This window comes from Kitasatospora sp. YST-16, assembly GCF_026802215.1.
Classification (GTDB): Bacteria; Actinomycetota; Actinomycetes; order Streptomycetales; family Streptomycetaceae; genus Kitasatospora; species Kitasatospora cineracea.
On record NZ_CP113837.1, the window covers coordinates 6,939,518 to 6,953,088 of the forward strand.

15 protein-coding genes are annotated in these 13,571 nt (G+C 74.6%); 8 read left to right on the forward strand and 7 right to left on the reverse strand.

Translation table 11 applies throughout. From position 1 onward, the window contains the following. Window positions 1-54: 54 nt before the first annotated feature. The 4 genes from OU787_RS31195 to OU787_RS31210 all read right to left on the reverse strand — a co-directional run bounded on the left by OU787_RS31195 (window position 55) and on the right by OU787_RS31210 (window position 3,708). The gene (locus OU787_RS31195; RefSeq protein ID WP_198545026.1) at window positions 55-744 is read right to left on the reverse strand and encodes a dienelactone hydrolase family protein; all 690 of its coding nucleotides are present in this window, start codon (window positions 742-744) and stop codon (window positions 55-57) included. A 142-nt stretch (window positions 745-886) separates the two neighbouring features. Beyond that, window positions 887-2,248: a sugar porter family MFS transporter gene (locus tag OU787_RS31200; RefSeq protein ID WP_327059437.1), complete on the reverse strand. Its 1,362-nt coding sequence runs from the start codon at window positions 2,246-2,248 to the stop codon at window positions 887-889. A gap of 153 nt (window positions 2,249-2,401) precedes the next feature. After that, a complete protein-coding gene (locus OU787_RS31205; protein ID WP_030461570.1) occupies window positions 2,402-3,049 on the reverse strand; it encodes an FMN-binding negative transcriptional regulator in 648 nt (215 codons plus the stop codon). Further along, window positions 3,043-3,708, reverse strand: coding sequence for a pyridoxamine 5'-phosphate oxidase family protein (locus tag OU787_RS31210; protein ID WP_030461571.1), 666 nt, complete (start codon window positions 3,706-3,708; stop codon window positions 3,043-3,045). Before OU787_RS31210 ends, OU787_RS31205 begins: the two co-directional genes overlap by 7 nt. A 34-nt stretch (window positions 3,709-3,742) precedes the next feature. Between OU787_RS31210 and OU787_RS31215 the strand changes: the two genes are divergently transcribed. After that, window positions 3,743-5,062: an aminotransferase class I/II-fold pyridoxal phosphate-dependent enzyme gene (locus OU787_RS31215; RefSeq protein ID WP_268661366.1), complete on the forward strand. Its 1,320-nt coding sequence runs from the start codon at window positions 3,743-3,745 to the stop codon at window positions 5,060-5,062. 102 nt (window positions 5,063-5,164) lie between these two features. After that, window positions 5,165-5,287, forward strand: a complete 123-nt coding sequence (ykgO, locus tag OU787_RS31220) for a type B 50S ribosomal protein L36 (RefSeq protein ID WP_030918741.1) — start codon at window positions 5,165-5,167, stop codon at window positions 5,285-5,287. A 59-nt stretch (window positions 5,288-5,346) separates the two neighbouring features. On the opposite strand, the gene OU787_RS31225 is transcribed toward ykgO, so the two are convergent. Continuing rightward, window positions 5,347-6,705, reverse strand: coding sequence for an NAD(P)/FAD-dependent oxidoreductase (locus OU787_RS31225; protein ID WP_123564325.1), 1,359 nt, complete (start codon window positions 6,703-6,705; stop codon window positions 5,347-5,349). A 153-nt stretch (window positions 6,706-6,858) separates the two neighbouring features. On the opposite strand from OU787_RS31225, the gene OU787_RS31230 reads away from it, so the two are divergent. The 4 genes from OU787_RS31230 to OU787_RS31245 all read left to right on the forward strand — a co-directional run bounded on the left by OU787_RS31230 (window position 6,859) and on the right by OU787_RS31245 (window position 9,531). Beyond that, window positions 6,859-7,614 carry a HipA family kinase gene (locus OU787_RS31230; RefSeq protein ID WP_030461575.1) on the forward strand — a complete coding sequence of 252 codons (756 nt, stop codon included), beginning with the start codon at window positions 6,859-6,861 and terminating at the stop codon, window positions 7,612-7,614. Next, complete coding sequence (locus OU787_RS31235) at window positions 7,614-8,003, forward strand: DUF3037 domain-containing protein (RefSeq protein ID WP_030461576.1); 390 nt, start codon at window positions 7,614-7,616, stop codon at window positions 8,001-8,003. Before OU787_RS31230 ends, OU787_RS31235 begins: the two co-directional genes overlap by 1 nt. A 98-nt stretch (window positions 8,004-8,101) precedes the next feature. After that, window positions 8,102-8,578: a MarR family winged helix-turn-helix transcriptional regulator gene (locus OU787_RS31240; RefSeq protein WP_268661367.1), complete on the forward strand. Its 477-nt coding sequence runs from the start codon at window positions 8,102-8,104 to the stop codon at window positions 8,576-8,578. 29 nt (window positions 8,579-8,607) lie between these two features. Beyond that, window positions 8,608-9,531 carry a DUF2797 domain-containing protein gene (locus OU787_RS31245; protein WP_268661368.1) on the forward strand — a complete coding sequence of 308 codons (924 nt, stop codon included), beginning with the start codon at window positions 8,608-8,610 and terminating at the stop codon, window positions 9,529-9,531. Window positions 9,532-9,555: 24 nt separating this feature from the next. Here OU787_RS31245 and OU787_RS31250 read toward each other — a convergent pair whose 3' ends face one another. After that, window positions 9,556-9,912 (reverse strand): DUF6204 family protein, encoded by a 357-nt coding sequence (locus OU787_RS31250; RefSeq protein WP_030461579.1) that lies wholly within the window; start codon window positions 9,910-9,912, stop codon window positions 9,556-9,558. A gap of 93 nt (window positions 9,913-10,005) precedes the next feature. Here OU787_RS31250 and purB point away from each other — a divergent pair, with 93 nt between their 5' ends. Further along, window positions 10,006-11,436: an adenylosuccinate lyase gene (purB, locus tag OU787_RS31255; RefSeq protein ID WP_030461581.1), complete on the forward strand. Its 1,431-nt coding sequence runs from the start codon at window positions 10,006-10,008 to the stop codon at window positions 11,434-11,436. A 220-nt stretch (window positions 11,437-11,656) separates the two neighbouring features. Beyond that, the gene (locus tag OU787_RS31260; RefSeq protein ID WP_030461582.1) at window positions 11,657-11,950 is read left to right on the forward strand and encodes a hypothetical protein; all 294 of its coding nucleotides are present in this window, start codon (window positions 11,657-11,659) and stop codon (window positions 11,948-11,950) included. Between the two features lie 70 nt (window positions 11,951-12,020). Here the strand turns inward: OU787_RS31260 and OU787_RS31265 are convergent, their stop codons facing one another. Beyond that, window positions 12,021-13,508, reverse strand: a complete 1,488-nt coding sequence (locus OU787_RS31265; protein WP_051817205.1) for an MFS transporter — start codon at window positions 13,506-13,508, stop codon at window positions 12,021-12,023. Between the last annotated feature and the right edge of the window lie 63 nt (window positions 13,509-13,571).

The following is a 13,571-nucleotide window of genomic DNA, read 5'->3' on the forward strand; positions in this document are numbered from 1 at the left end:
CGCCCCTCCTCGCCGGAGGCGGCTCCCACCCCTACCCCCCGCCGGAGGCGCCTCTCACCCCAAGTGCCCCCACAGAAAGCTCACCGTGCGCCGCCAGGCGATCTCGGCCTGCAGCGGGTCGTACGTACTGGGCGTCTTCTCGTCGTTGAGGAAGGCGTGCCCGGCCGGGTAGAAGTGGATCTCGGGTCGGCGCCCGGTCGCCTCGCCGATCCGGATCGCGGCCTCGTCGACGGTCTCGACCGGCAGCGACGCGTCCTGTTCGCCGTAGTGGCCGAGGACGTGGGCGGTCAGGCCGGTGTAGGAGTGGTCCTGGTCCGGCAGCCCGTAGAAGGGGACGACCGCGGCGATCCGGTCGCCTTCCCGGGTGGCGAGGTGCAGGGCGAGGGCGCCGCCCATGCAGAGGCCGACGGCGCCGATCGCGTCGCCGACCGTCGCCGGGTGGTCGAGCAGGTGGTCGACGGCGGCGGAGAGTTGGGCGGCGGCGCGGTCCACCGGCAGGGCCCGTTTCATCTTCGCGGCCTCGGCCCGGTCGTGGGTGACGGTGCCGCCGTACAGGTCGGGGGCGAGGGCGACGAAGCCGGCCGCGGCGAAGCGGTCGGTGAGGTCGGCGACGTGCCGGGTGAGGCCCCACCACTCCTGGACGACCAGGACGCCGGGGCCGGTGCCGGCGGGCGGGAGGGCGAGGTAGCCGTGCAGGGTGCTTCCGGGGCCGGGGAAGCTGGTGTTCTGGCGGGCGGCGCCCATGGCCTCTCCGTCGGGACGGCCGCGTGCGGCAGCTCGCGGCGGGCAGCGGGGGGTTCGACTGGTACTCCGGGCGCGGCGGGTGGCGGCCACCGGGGCCGCCACCCGCCGGGGGCGGTTCCGTCGGCGGGCCGACGGGGGCCGCTCAGCCCATCTCTTCCAGGGCCTTGCCCTTGGTCTCCTTGATGCAGAAGGCCACGAACGGGATGGACAGCAGGGCGAAGCAGGCGTAGATGACGTACGTCGCCGACAGGTTCCAGTCGGAGAGGTTGGGGAAGGTGACGGTGATCGCCCAGTTGGCGATCCACTGCGCGGAGGCGGCCACCGACAGGGCGAGCGCCCGGATCCGGTTGGGGAACATCTCGCCGAGCAGCACCCAGACCACCACGCCCCAGGAGAAGGCGAAGCAGAACACGAAGACGTGCGCGGCGACCAGCGCCACGGTGGCGTACGAGTCGGCCAGGGTCGCGCTGTCGCCGGTGCCGTGCCGGAAGGAGAACGCCCAGGCGGCCAGCCCGAGCGCGACGGCCATGCCCGCGGAGCCGGCCAGCGCCAGCGGCTTGCGGCCGATCCGGTCGACCAGCAGCATGGCGACCACGGTGCCGACCACGTTGACGATCGAGGTGGAGAGCGAGATCAGCAGCGAGTTGGACTCGTCGATGCCGACCGACTGCCACAGGAACGACGAGTAGTAGAAGATCACGTTGATGCCGACGAACTGCTGGAACACCGAGGCGCCGATGCCGATCCAGACGATCGGCAGCAGTCCGAACCGCCCGCCGAGCAGGTCCTTGAGCCGCGGCTTGTGCTCGGTGTGCAGCACCCGCCGGATCTCGGCGATCCGGGCGTCCAGGTCGACGTCCGAGCCCTCGACCTCGGCGAGCACCTTGCGGGCCTGCGCCTCGCGCCCGTCGCTGATCAGGTAGCGCGGCGACTCGGGGATGGACAGCGCCATCAGCCCGTAGACGAGGGCGGGCACGGTCTCCACGCCGAGCATCCACTGCCAGGCCTGGACGCCCGCCAGGTGGTTGGTGGACTCGCCGCCGGCGGCCTGGTTGAGCGCCCAGTTGGCGAGCTGCGAGACGGTGATGCCGAGCACGATCGCCATCTGCTGGAAGGAGGCCAGCCGGCCCCGGTACGCGGTCGGCGCGACCTCGGCGATGTAGGTGGGGGCGATCACCGAGGCGATGCCGATGGCGATGCCGCCGAGCACGCGCCACACCCCGAGCACCTCGATGCTGGGCGGGAACATCGATCCGACGCCGCTGATGGCGAACAGCGTCGCGGCGAGCAGCATGGTGCGCACCCGCCCGTAGTGGTCGGCGAGCCAGCCGGCCACCACCGCGCCGGCCGCCGAGCCGAGCAGGGCGATGGCGACCACGAACGCGGTCTCGCCGTTGCCCACCCCGAAGTGCTTCTGGATGCCGGTGACCGCGCCGTTGATCACCGCACTGTCGTAGCCGAACAGGAACCCGCCCATCGCGGCGGCGGCGGAGATGAACACCACATGGCCGAGGTGCTCGTCCCCGGCGGCGGATTGGGTAGCCAGCGGTCTCTCCCTACGTGACGATCCGTCCGGTTGCGGGCGGAAATATCCGGAGGTAATTCGATCAGCGGCTACCCCGCCGCGCGCGTCCGACACGCCAGAACCGATGAACCGTCAGTCGGACGATCGGCCGGGGCGGTCCGTCCGCGCCGCCATCCGCCGCAGCAACTGGGCCCGCGCCCCGGCGTCCTGCGGGTTCCCGGTGGCCGCGTGCCGTTCGGCCAGCCGCTCGGCGACCTCGCCCTGCAGCTCGACCGGCTTCTTGTCGTCGTACTTGAACTTGGCCCGCACCTTGCGCACCGTCAGCCGCAGCCCGCGCACGCCGGTCAGCTGCGCCCAGTACGCGTTCCCCGGCTCGACCCGGTCGGCGGGGCACTCGGGCTGGAAGTGCGCCAGCTGCCGGTTGAGGATCGCCGCCTTGCCCGCCGGGTCGTCGACCGGTTCGGCGGTGCAGGAGAACTGCACGGACGCGTAGTAGCTGGTCGGCGTGTACGGCGCGCCGCGCCAGCGGCCGGGGGCGAAGGCGTAGTCGTCGGTGACGGCCAGCGTCACGCGCGGATCGGCGCGCACCGCCGCGAACAGCGGGTTGGGGGCGGCCAGGTGCAGCAGCACCTCGCCCGCGTCGGCGTCCAGCAGGAAGTGCGTGGGCACCAGGACGGGGCCCTCGGGCCCGTTGGCGGCCAGCGTCCCGAAGTCCCGCCCGGCCGCCAGCCACTGGCGCCACTCCGGCTCGGTGCCGCGGTCCCAGCCCCGGATCAGCACGCCAACTCCCGGACGTTGCGCGGCGGTTCGACGTCGGTGTGCGGGGAGGGCAGCGGCGCGCCGTAGGCCGGGGCGACCGGCAGCACGCCCGCCCAGTACGGCAGGCCGAGGTCCTCCGGCTCGTCGTTGACGCCGCCGGTGCGGGTCTTGGCCGACACCTGGTCCAGCTCCAGCCGGATCACCGCGGTGGCCGCCAGCTCCTTGGCGTTGCCCGGCCGGCACTCGGCGGAGCGGCCCGGCACCACCTGGTCGACGATCGCGTCCAGCGCCAGCCGCAGCTCCGCGGGGTCGGTGACCTGGTGGGCGGTGCCGTGCGCCACCACCGAGCGGTAGTTGACGGAGTGGTGGAAGGCGGACTTGGCCAGCACCAGCCCGTCCAGGTGCGTCACCGTCACGCACACCGGCAGCCCCCGCTCGTCCCGCGCCCCGTGCAGCGGCCGGCTGCCGGTGGAGCCGTGCAGGTACAGCCGGCGGCCGACCCGGGCGTACAGGGTGGGCAGCACCACCGGCGCGCCGTCCCGGACGAAGCCGAGGTGGCACAGGTACCCGGCGTCCAGGACCGCGTGCACCGCCTCCTCGTCCCAGGCGGCGCGCTCCTTGGAACGGGTCGGGGTGGTGAGGTCGTCGCGGGTGTACGACCCGCCGGGGCTGTCCGGCATGACAACTCCTCTGTACTAGTGCATAATCTTCTTTGTGCTAGGAGAGTATCGGATCACCGGGCGGCGGGCCAACGAGATTGCCGCCGACGTCGAACGCGCCGTCTCCGCAGGTCAGTTGGCCCCGGGCGGCGCGCTGCCCCCGCTGCGCGAGCTGGCCGGCGAGCTCGGCGTGAACCCCAACACCGTCGCCGCCGCCTACCGCCTGCTGCGCGAACGCGGCGTCATCGAGACCGCCGGTCGGCGCGGCAGCCGGATCCGCCCCCGTCCCGCCACCACCCCCCGCGACCAGGCCCGGCTGCCCGTCCCGCCCGGCGCCCGCGACCTGTCGGACGGCAACCCCGACCCGGCCCTGCTGCCCCCGCTCGGCCCCGCCCTGGCCGCCGCGGCCGCCGGGCCCACCGTCCTGTACGGAGACCCGGTCGCCGAGCCCGAACTGCTCGCCCGGTGCCGCGCCGAGTTCCGCGCCGACGGCGTCCCCGACGGCGAACTCGCCGTCTGCTCAGGCGCGTTGGACACCATCGCCCGGGTGCTCTCGGCCCACCTGCGCCCCGGCGACACCGTCGCCGTCGAGGACCCGGGCTGGGGCAGCCTGCTCGACCTGCTGCCCGCCCTCGGCCTGCGCACCGCCCCCGTCCCGGTCGACGACCAGGGCCCGCTGCCCGGCCCGGTCGCCGCCGCCCTCGACCACGGCGCCCGCGCCCTGATCGTCACCAGCCGCGCCCAGAACCCCACCGGCGCCGCCCTCACCCCCGCCCGCGCCGCCGAACTGCGCGCCGTCCTGGCCGAGCGCCCCACCACCGTCCTGATCGAGGACGACCACGGCCACGACCTGATCGACCAGCCCTTCCACTCGCTGGCCGCCGGCACCGTCACGCACTGGACGCTGGTCCGCTCCGCCTCCAAGGCGCTCGCCCCCGACCTGCGGGTCGCCGTCAGCATCGGCGACGCCGACACCGTCGCCCGCGTCCTGGGCCGCCAGCGCCTGGACGCCGGCTGGGTCAGCCACCTGCTGCAACGCGCCGTCCTCGCCCTGCGCCGCGACCCGCCCGACCCCGCCCCCGTCTACCGGGCCCGCCGCGAGGCCCTGCTCACCGCCCTCGCCGCCCACGGCATCCGCGCCCACGGCGTCAGCGGCCTCAACGTCTGGGTCCCCGTCCCCGACGAGACCGCCACCACCGCCGCCCTCCTCCAACGCGGCTGGGTCACCGCCCCCGGCTCCCGCTTCCGCCTCGCCTCCCCGCCCGGCCTGCGGATCACCGTCTCCACCCTCACCCCCACCGAGGCCACCACCCTCGCCGCCGACCTCGCCGCCGCCCTCTCCACCACCCCCACCACCGACTCCCGCCTCACCTGACCCGCCTCCGCCCCGGTCACTGTCATGTCCGCGAGGAATAGCGGGCGGCCCGTCCCGGTTGCAGCAGGACGCAGTGACCAGACGACCGGGAAGGATCCCGCCATGCGCGTCCGAAACTCGCTCCGCTCCCTGAAGGCCAAGCCCGGCGCGCAGGTGGTCCGCCGGCGCGGGCGCACCTTCGTGATCAACCGGAAGGACCCGCGCTTCAAGGCCCGCCAGGGCTGAGCGCGGAGCGAGGCCCCGCCCGGACGTCCCCGGGCGGGGCCTTCGCGCGCCGGCGGGCCTCAGCCCTTGGCCAGCAGCGCCTGCGCGTGCTCGCGCACCTCGTCGCGCGACAGGTACGCGTCGGTGTACTCGAAGTCCCGCAGCCGGGCGGGCTGGCGGGCCAGGAAGCCGGTGCGGACGAAGTCGTCGCCCGCGGTGGCGTTCAGCAGCCAGTTCGCCGCCGTGCGGTACTTCGCGGTGTTGGTGCGCATCGCCATCACGTGGTAACCGCGGGCCACCGCCTGGGCGGGCGCGCCGTGCAGTTCGACGCCCAAGGGCTTGGACACCGCGTCCTTGCCGCCGAGGTCGACGACCAGCCCGAGGTCCTTGTGGAAGTACGGCTGCAGCGGCTGGTTGCGCAGCGCCGCGACCAGGTTCTCGGCGACCCGCTTGCCCTGCCGGGCCGAGTGCTGCGCGGTGGGCGGGCACACCGCCCCGTCGCCCTTGGCCAGGTCCGGCACCGCCGCCGCGTCGCCGAGCGCGAACACGCCCTCGAACTGCGGGACCCGCATCTCTGCGGTCACCGCGAGCCGCCCGCGCACCGTCTCCGCGTCCAGCGTGCCGACCAGCGGGGAGGCGGCCACGCCGGCCGTCCAGATCAGGGTCCGGCAGGGCAGGGTGCGCCCGTCGGTGAACTTGACCGTCTCCGGGCCGACTTCGGCGATCGACACGCCCAGCGACACGTCCACGCCGCGCCGGCGCAGGATCTCCATGGCGGTGACGCCCAGCTTGTCGCCGAGTTCGGGCATCAGCTTCGGGGCGATGTCGATCAGGTGCCACTTGATCAGGTGCGGGTCCAGCCGCGGGTAGCGCCTGATCGCCGCCGTGGTCAGCCGCTGCAGGCAGGCCGCCGTCTCGGTGCCCGCGTACCCGCCGCCGACCACCACGAACTGCAGCCGGGAGGCCCGCTCGTTCTCGTCCATCGACGCGGACGCCAGGTCGAGTTGGGCGATCACGTGGTCGCGGATGTAGGTGGCCTCGGCGAGCGTCTTCATGCCGCGCGCGTAGTCCGGCAGGCCGGGGATGTCGAAGGTCCGGGTGACGCTGCCCGGCGCGAGCACCAGGTAGTCGTACTTGACCGCCACCACCTCGTCGGTGATCTTGCGGACCACGGCGACCTTCGACCGCGGATCGATGCCGATCGCCCCGCCCGGCACGATGTGGGTGCGCCGCAGCGAGCGCCGCAGCGAGATCGCCACCGACTGCGGGGTCAGCACCCCGGCCGCGACGTGCGGCAGCAGCGGCAGGTAGAGCTGGTACGAGAACGGCGTGACCAGGGAGATCTCCGCCTCGGAGGGGGCGAGCTTGCGCTCCAGGCGGCGCGCGCACTCGAGTCCGGCGAAGCCGCCGCCGACGATCAGGATCCGAGGTCGTTCCATCTTCATCCCCTACTGTGTGCAGGTCCGTGAGTGGCAAGGACGACTGTTGGCCACACTCGCACGGGGTAACGGCGGGTGCATCTCCAACGGCTGCCGGACGCCTGCCCGGCGGGCGCGCGGCCATGCCCCCGCCGGGGCCGCTAGGCTGTCCGGATGCTCTCCGAGGTGACGGCCGTCCGCTACGCGACGCCGCTGCGCGAAGGCGGTTCGATGCCCGGCCTCATCGAGGCCGACGACCGCCGCCTGTACGTCCTGAAGTGGGTCGGCGCGGCCCAGGGCCGCAAGGCGCTGGTGGCCGAGGTGCTGGCCGGCGAGCTCGGCCGCCGGCTCGGCCTGCCGGTGCCCGAACTCGCCCTGGTCGACCTGGACCCGGTGCTCGCCCGCAGCGAGCCCGAGGTGCAGATCCAGGACCAGATGCGGGCCAGCGGCGGCACCAACCTCGGCATGGCGTACGTCTCCGGGGCACTGAACTTCGACCCGCTCTGCTTCGAGGTCGAGGACGACTTCGCCGCCCGGGTGCTCTGGTTCGACGCCCTGATCGGCAACGTCGACCGCTCCTGGCGCAACCCCAACCTGCTGGTCGCGGCCGGCGGCCTGCGGCTGATCGACCACGGCGCCAGCCTGATCTTCCACCACAGCTGGCCGGGCGCCGAGAAGTGGCGCCGCAAGCCCTACGACGCCTCCGACCACGCGCTGCGGCACGCCGCCGCCCACCTGCCGGCCGTCGACGCCGAACTCGCCGCGCTCGCCGAGCGGGCGCTGCCCGCCGCGGTCGCCGCCGTCCCCGACGTCTGGCTGGCCGACGAACCCGGCTTCGCCGGCCCCGAGGACGTCCGCGCCGCGTACACCGAACAACTCACCGCCCGCCTCGCCGGGCCCCGCGACTGGCTCCCGGAGGTGGCGTCCTGATGGAGGACCGGCCCGCCCACGACTACGAGTACGCGCTGATCCGGGCGGTGCCCCGGGTCGAGCGCGGCGAGTGCGTCAACATCGGGGTGCTGCTGTACTGCCGGGGCGCCGAGTACCTGGGCGCCCGCACCCACCTCGACCAGGGCCGGCTGCTCGCCCTGGACGCGCTGGCCGACGTCGCCGGGGTGCGGCGGGCGCTGCGCGGCATCGAGGCGGTCTGCGCGGGCGGCGAGGCCGCCGGGCCGGCCGCCCGGGACACCGCCGGGCAGCGCTTCCGCTGGCTGACCGCCCCGCGCAGCGCCGTCGTCCAGCCCGGCCCCGTGCACACCGGGCTGACCGCCGACCCGGCCGCGGAACTGCACCACCTGTTCGACCGTCTGGTGCTCTGAGGGCGGCGCGGCGTCCACCGGCCGTCCACGGGATCCGCAAACTACTTGCCAGACTCAATACTGGAGTCACTGAAACGAATGGGCGTACCCTGACCGCCATGGGCAGCACCACAGGCACCGGCACCGCCGGCACCGCACCCTCCACCACCGAGCTGATGGAACAGATCGCGGCCGTCGGCACCGCCTACTTCCAGGACTACGCCGTCGCCGCGGCCCGCCACGGCCTCAACTCCTCGCAGGCCAAGGCGCTCAAGGCGGTCCTCGAACCCGTCCCGATGCGCGCCCTGGCCGGCCGCCTCGGCTGCGACGCCTCCAACGTCACCGGCATCGTCGACCGCCTCGAAGCGCTCGGCTACGCCCGCCGCGAGGCCGCCGCCGCCGACCGCCGGGTCAAGATCGTCACCATCACCGACCAGGGCCGCGAGGTGCTCGGCCGGATCCGCGACGACATGACCCGCGCCCGCGCCGCCTTCGACAGCCTCGACCCCGAGCAGCGCACCGCCCTGGCCGGCCTCTGCGACCAGGTCCTGCCGCTGCTGCTGCGCCCCTGCACCCCGCCCCCGCCCCCGCAGTGACTGTCGGTGGCGTGCCGTACGCTCACCGGATGCACCAGGACCAGGGCAACGGATGGACCGCCACCGGGCTGCACTGGCGGGACGGCGCGCCCCGCCTCACCGCCACCGACGGCCGCGAGCGCCACGACCGGCCGCTCACCGACGGCCTGGCCGTCGCCTGGCGGATCGCCGGCCCCCGCCGCTGCACCGGCGCGCACACCGAGCGCGGCCACCGGCCCTGCCCGCACCGCGCCGAGGTCGCCCCCGAGGGCACCACCAGCCAGTGCCCGAGCTGCCAGAACGCCGACCGCGGCCTCCAGCTCGCCCGGGACCGCATCCTCGACGACGGCCGCGACTACCGCCTCTACCTCGCCTGGTTCGCCCCCGGCCTGCTCAAGGTCGGCCTCACCGCCGAGGAGCGCGGCACCGTCCGCCTGCTCGAACAGGCCGCCCTCACCTGGACGTTCGTCGCCCGCGGCCCGCTCCCGGCCGTCCGCCGGGCCGAACTCGCCGTCGCGCACGCCAAACTGGCCCGCGAGCGGATCCCCGCCGCCGCCAAGTACCCGGCCTGGTGGAGCCTGCCCGCCCCCGCCCAGCGGCACGACGCGCTCACCGCCGCCCGCACCCGCGTCCACCGGCTGCTCTCCGAGCCCGGCCGCGGGCCCGAACGGCTGGAACTGCTCGCCGACCACCCCGTGGTCGACCAGGTCGAGCTCTACGGCCTCGGCGACGGCGCCCCCGATTACTACCAGCAGGTCAAGGCCCTCACCGACGGCGCCCGGCTGGCCGGCCGGCTGCGCCGCCCGATCGGCGGCCACCTCTTCCTCGACCGGCCCGACGGCCCCCCGCTGCTGCTCGACACCCGCCTGCTCACCGGCTGGACGCTGCACGCCGCACCCGACGCCGACGGCTGCGACGGCCTGGCCCTGCTCCCCAGGGCCCGCCCGGCCGCCGAACAGGACGCCCTGTTCTGAGCCGGACGCCCGCCGCCCCGCAGGTCAGCCCTTCTTCCGGGCCTCCTGCTTCTGCCGCGCCCCGACCGCCGCCAGCGCCATGTCCTGCGCCTGCGACTTCAGGTTCTTGTAGCCGTACCCGCGGTCCGTCAGCCACAGCTCCGCCGCCGTCTCGGCCCGCACCGACGCCGCCACCACGTCCTCCTCCGCCTCCCCGTACTCCAGGAAGCGGAAGGTGAAGAACGGGCGCGCCGACAGGTCGTACGTCAGGTGCCCCTCCTCGGTGAACTCCGCCCGCAGTACGTCGTGTTCGGCGGCCGCGGCCTGCAACTCGGCCCGCTGCTCGTCCGTCAGGGCGTCGAAGGAGCCGCGGACCATGATCCGGAAGGTGCGCTTGGTCATGCCCGGACCCTAACCCGCCGGGCCCGCCGCGCTCATCCCGGTTTCCGGACGCGCTTCGTCCTCGCCCGAGCTGGACTGTTAGGCTTGCGAAACGTGAGCGCGAAGCCCAAGATCCCCAATGTCCTGGCCTCCCGGTACGCCTCGGCGACCCTGGCCCAGCTGTGGTCCCCCGAGCACAAGGTGGTCCTGGAGCGCCACCTGTGGCTGGCCGTCCTCAAGGCGCAGCAGGACCTCGGCATCGAGGTGCCGCCCACCGCGATCGCCGACTACGAGCGGGTGATCGACCAGGTCGACCTGGCGTCCATCGCCGAGCGCGAGAAGGTCACCCGGCACGACGTGAAGGCCCGGATCGAGGAGTTCTCCGAGCTCGCCGGGCACGAGCAGATCCACAAGGGCATGACCTCGCGCGACCTCACCGAGAACGTCGAGCAGCTGCAGATCCGCCAGTCGCTGGAGCACGTCCGCGACCGCACGGTGGCCGTCCTGGTCCGCCTGGGCCGCCTCGCCGCCCAGTACGGCGAACTCGTCATGGCCGGCCGCTCGCACAACGTCGCCGCCCAGGCCACCACCCTCGGCAAGCGCTTCGCCACCGCCGCCGACGAGGTGCTGGTCGCCTACGTCCGCCTGGAAGAGCTGATCGCCCGCTACCCGCTGCGCGGCATCAAGGGCCCGGTCGGCACCGCCCAGGACATGCTGGACCTGCTGGGCGGCGACGCCGAGAAGCTCGCCGAGCTGGAGCGCCGGGTCGCCGGGCACCTCGGCTTCGAGAACGTGTTCACCTCGGTCGGCCAGGTCTACCCGCGCTCGCTCGACTACGACGTGGTCTCCGCGCTCGTCCAGCTCGCCGCCGGCCCGTCCAGCCTGGCCAAGACCATCCGCCTGATGGCCGGCCACGAGCTGGTCACCGAGGGCTTCAAGGCCGGCCAGGTCGGCTCCTCGGCGATGCCGCACAAGATGAACACCCGCTCCTGCGAGCGCGTCAACGGCCTGGCCGTCATCCTGCGCGGCTACGCCTCGATGACCGCCGAGCTCGGCGGCGACCAGTGGAACGAGGGCGACGTCTCCTGCTCCGTGGTGCGCCGGGTCGCCCTGCCGGACGCCTTCTTCGCCTTCGACGGCCTGCTGGAGACCTTCCTGACCGTCCTCGACGAGTTCGGCGCGTTCCCCGCCGTCATCGAGGCCGAACTGGACCGCTACCTGCCGTTCCTGGCCACCACCAAGGTCCTGATGGGCGCGGTGCGGGCCGGTGTCGGCCGGGAGACCGCGCACGAGGTCATCAAGGAGCACGCGGTGGCCGCCGCGCTCGCCATGCGCGAGGGCGCCCGCGAGAACACCCTGGTGCCCGCGCTGGCCGCCGACGAGCGCATCCCGCTGGACCGCGCCGCCCTCGACGCCCTGCTGGCCGACCGCCTCTCCTTCACCGGCGCCGCCGCCGCCCAGGTCGGCGAGCTCGTCCGCCGGATCGAGCAGGTCGCCGCGGACCGCCCGGAGGCCGCCAAGTACGCCCCCGGCGACATCCTCTGACGCTCCGTCAGCCTTTGCGCGGCCCGTCCCGGAACACCTCCGGGGCGGGCCGCGCCCGGTTTCCGCGGGAGGCGGGGGCCGCCGCGCCGCCCGGGGGAGGGAATCGGCCCGAAGTCGGGGTCGGGCGGCGGCCGGGCGGGGTACACCGGAAGTGTCCGTCCCCGCGGGGACGGTGAGGACGCCGACGGCGATGGTGCCCAGCACAACCGGAGAGCCAGCCATGCGAGCCACCAAACAGTCGGCCGGCGCCCCCACCGGCGCCGCCGCCCCCAGGGCCGGGATCAGCGTCGCCTACGTCGGCCTGTGCGGGGCGGCCGACCTGCTGCTCTCCGGCGCCCTGGCCAGACTCCTGGCCGGCACCGCCGCCGGCCTCCTCCCGCTGCTGCTCTTCCTGGCCTTCTTCCTCCCCCTCGGCGCCCTCGCCCTGCTCGGCGCCCCACCGGCCGACCGCGCCGCCACCCGCCTGCTCGCCCGCGCCGGCCACCCCGACCCGGACGGCCCGCCCGCCGACTAGGCCCGGTCCGGTCGATCTTGCCGGATCAGCGCGCGGCGGTGGGCGCCCGGCAAGATCGGCCGGACAGGGCCTAACCCGCCCTGCGTCCGGGATCGTCCGGGTGGATCGGGGGCGTGGTCGGGGCGCAGTACCAGTCGCAGTCGGGTTCGGCGACCGGGTGCGGCGGGGCCAGCGCGTCGGAGCGGACGGTGGCGAGGGCCAGCGCGGCGCCGGCGGCCAGCAGGGCGGCGCAGATCAGCATCGCGGTGCGGAAGGCGGAGTCCACCTCGGCGGGGACGCGGTAGGCGTCGCCGGTCAGGCCGGCCAGCGGGGGGATCGCGGCGACCGCGAACAGGCCGGCCGCGCGGGCGGCCGCGTTGTTGACGCCCGAGGCGATGCCGGCCCGGCGGACGTCCACGGCCGCCAGCACGGTCGCGGTCAGCGGGGCGACCAGCAGCGTCATCCCCGCGCCCTGCACGGTGACCGCGGGCAGCACGTCCAGCCAGTAGTTCGCGTCCGGCCCGATCCGCAGCATCAGCAGCACCCCGACGGCCACCACCAGCGGCCCCACCGTCAGCGGCAGCCGCGGCCCCACTGCCCGGCCCAGCCGTCCGGCCCGGCCGGAGAACAGCAGCATCAGCACGGTGATCGGCACCAGGGCGACCCCCGACAGCAGCGGCGTGAACCCGGCGACGATCTGCAACTGCACCGTCAGCAGCAGGAACACCGCGCTGAACGCCCCGTACACGCACAGCGTGACCAGGTTGACCGAGGTGAACAGCCGGGAGCGGAACAGCGACAGCGGCAGCATCGGGTTCGCCGAGCGGTGCTCGACCAGCACGAACGCCCCCGCCAGCGCCAGGCCCGCCAGCCCCGCCGCCAGCGCGCCCGGGGTCAGCCCCGCACCGGCCTCGGTCAGCGCGTAGGTGATCCCGGCCAGCGCCAGCGCCGCGAGCAGTGCGCCCAGCACGTCGAAGCGCCCCGAGGCGTCCGCGTCCCGGCTCTCCGGCACGTGCCGGGCCGTCACCGCGACCACCACCGCGGCCAGCGGCAGGTTCAGCAGGAAGATCCACCGCCAGCCGGGGCCGTCCACCAGCCAGCCGCCCAGGAACGGGCCGACCGCCGCCGCCACCCCGCCCAGGCCCGACCAGGCCCCCACCGCGCCCGCCCGGTCCTCCTCGGCGAACACCGCCTGCAGCATCGCCAGCGAACCGGGCGTCAGCAGCGCGCCCCCCACACCCTGCAACGCCCGTGCCAGCACCAGCAGTTCGACGTTCGGCGCGGCCGCGCACCCGGCCGAGGCGAGCGCGAACCAGCACACCCCCAGCAGGAACACCCGCCGCCGCCCGTACCGGTCGCCCAGCGACCCGCCGAGCAGGATCAGCGCCGCCAGCGTCAGCATGTACGCGTTGACCGTCCACTGCAGCGCCGACAGGCCCGCGCCCAGGTCCTCGCCGATCCGCGGCAGCGCCACGTTCACCACCGTGCCGTCCAGCATCGCCATGCCGGAGCCCAGCGCCGTCGCCGCCACCACCCACCGGCCGCGGCCGGTGCCGAGGCGGATCCCGTTGTCGTCCACGCTCCGAGTCTCCGGCAGGAGGGGCGGCCGCCGGGGGAGCGGCGCGCAGTCGGCGGCCGGCCG

Coding starts and splice junctions, on each gene's coding strand:
- OU787_RS31195 (WP_198545026.1), bottom strand. CDS start 744: ATGGGCGCCGCCCGCCAGAACACCAGCTTCCCCGGCCCCGGAAGCACC.
- OU787_RS31210 (WP_030461571.1), bottom strand. CDS start 3,708: ATGCCGGACAGCCCCGGCGGGTCGTACACCCGCGACGACCTCACCACC.
- ykgO (WP_030918741.1), top strand. CDS start 5,165: ATGCGCGTCCGAAACTCGCTCCGCTCCCTGAAGGCCAAGCCCGGCGCG.
- OU787_RS31225 (WP_123564325.1), bottom strand. CDS start 6,705: ATGGAACGACCTCGGATCCTGATCGTCGGCGGCGGCTTCGCCGGACTC.
- OU787_RS31230 (WP_030461575.1), top strand. CDS start 6,859: ATGCTCTCCGAGGTGACGGCCGTCCGCTACGCGACGCCGCTGCGCGAA.
- OU787_RS31235 (WP_030461576.1), top strand. CDS start 7,614: ATGGAGGACCGGCCCGCCCACGACTACGAGTACGCGCTGATCCGGGCG.
- OU787_RS31240 (WP_268661367.1), top strand. CDS start 8,102: ATGGGCAGCACCACAGGCACCGGCACCGCCGGCACCGCACCCTCCACC.
- OU787_RS31245 (WP_268661368.1), top strand. CDS start 8,608: ATGCACCAGGACCAGGGCAACGGATGGACCGCCACCGGGCTGCACTGG.
- OU787_RS31250 (WP_030461579.1), bottom strand. CDS start 9,912: ATGACCAAGCGCACCTTCCGGATCATGGTCCGCGGCTCCTTCGACGCC.
- OU787_RS31260 (WP_030461582.1), top strand. CDS start 11,657: ATGCGAGCCACCAAACAGTCGGCCGGCGCCCCCACCGGCGCCGCCGCC.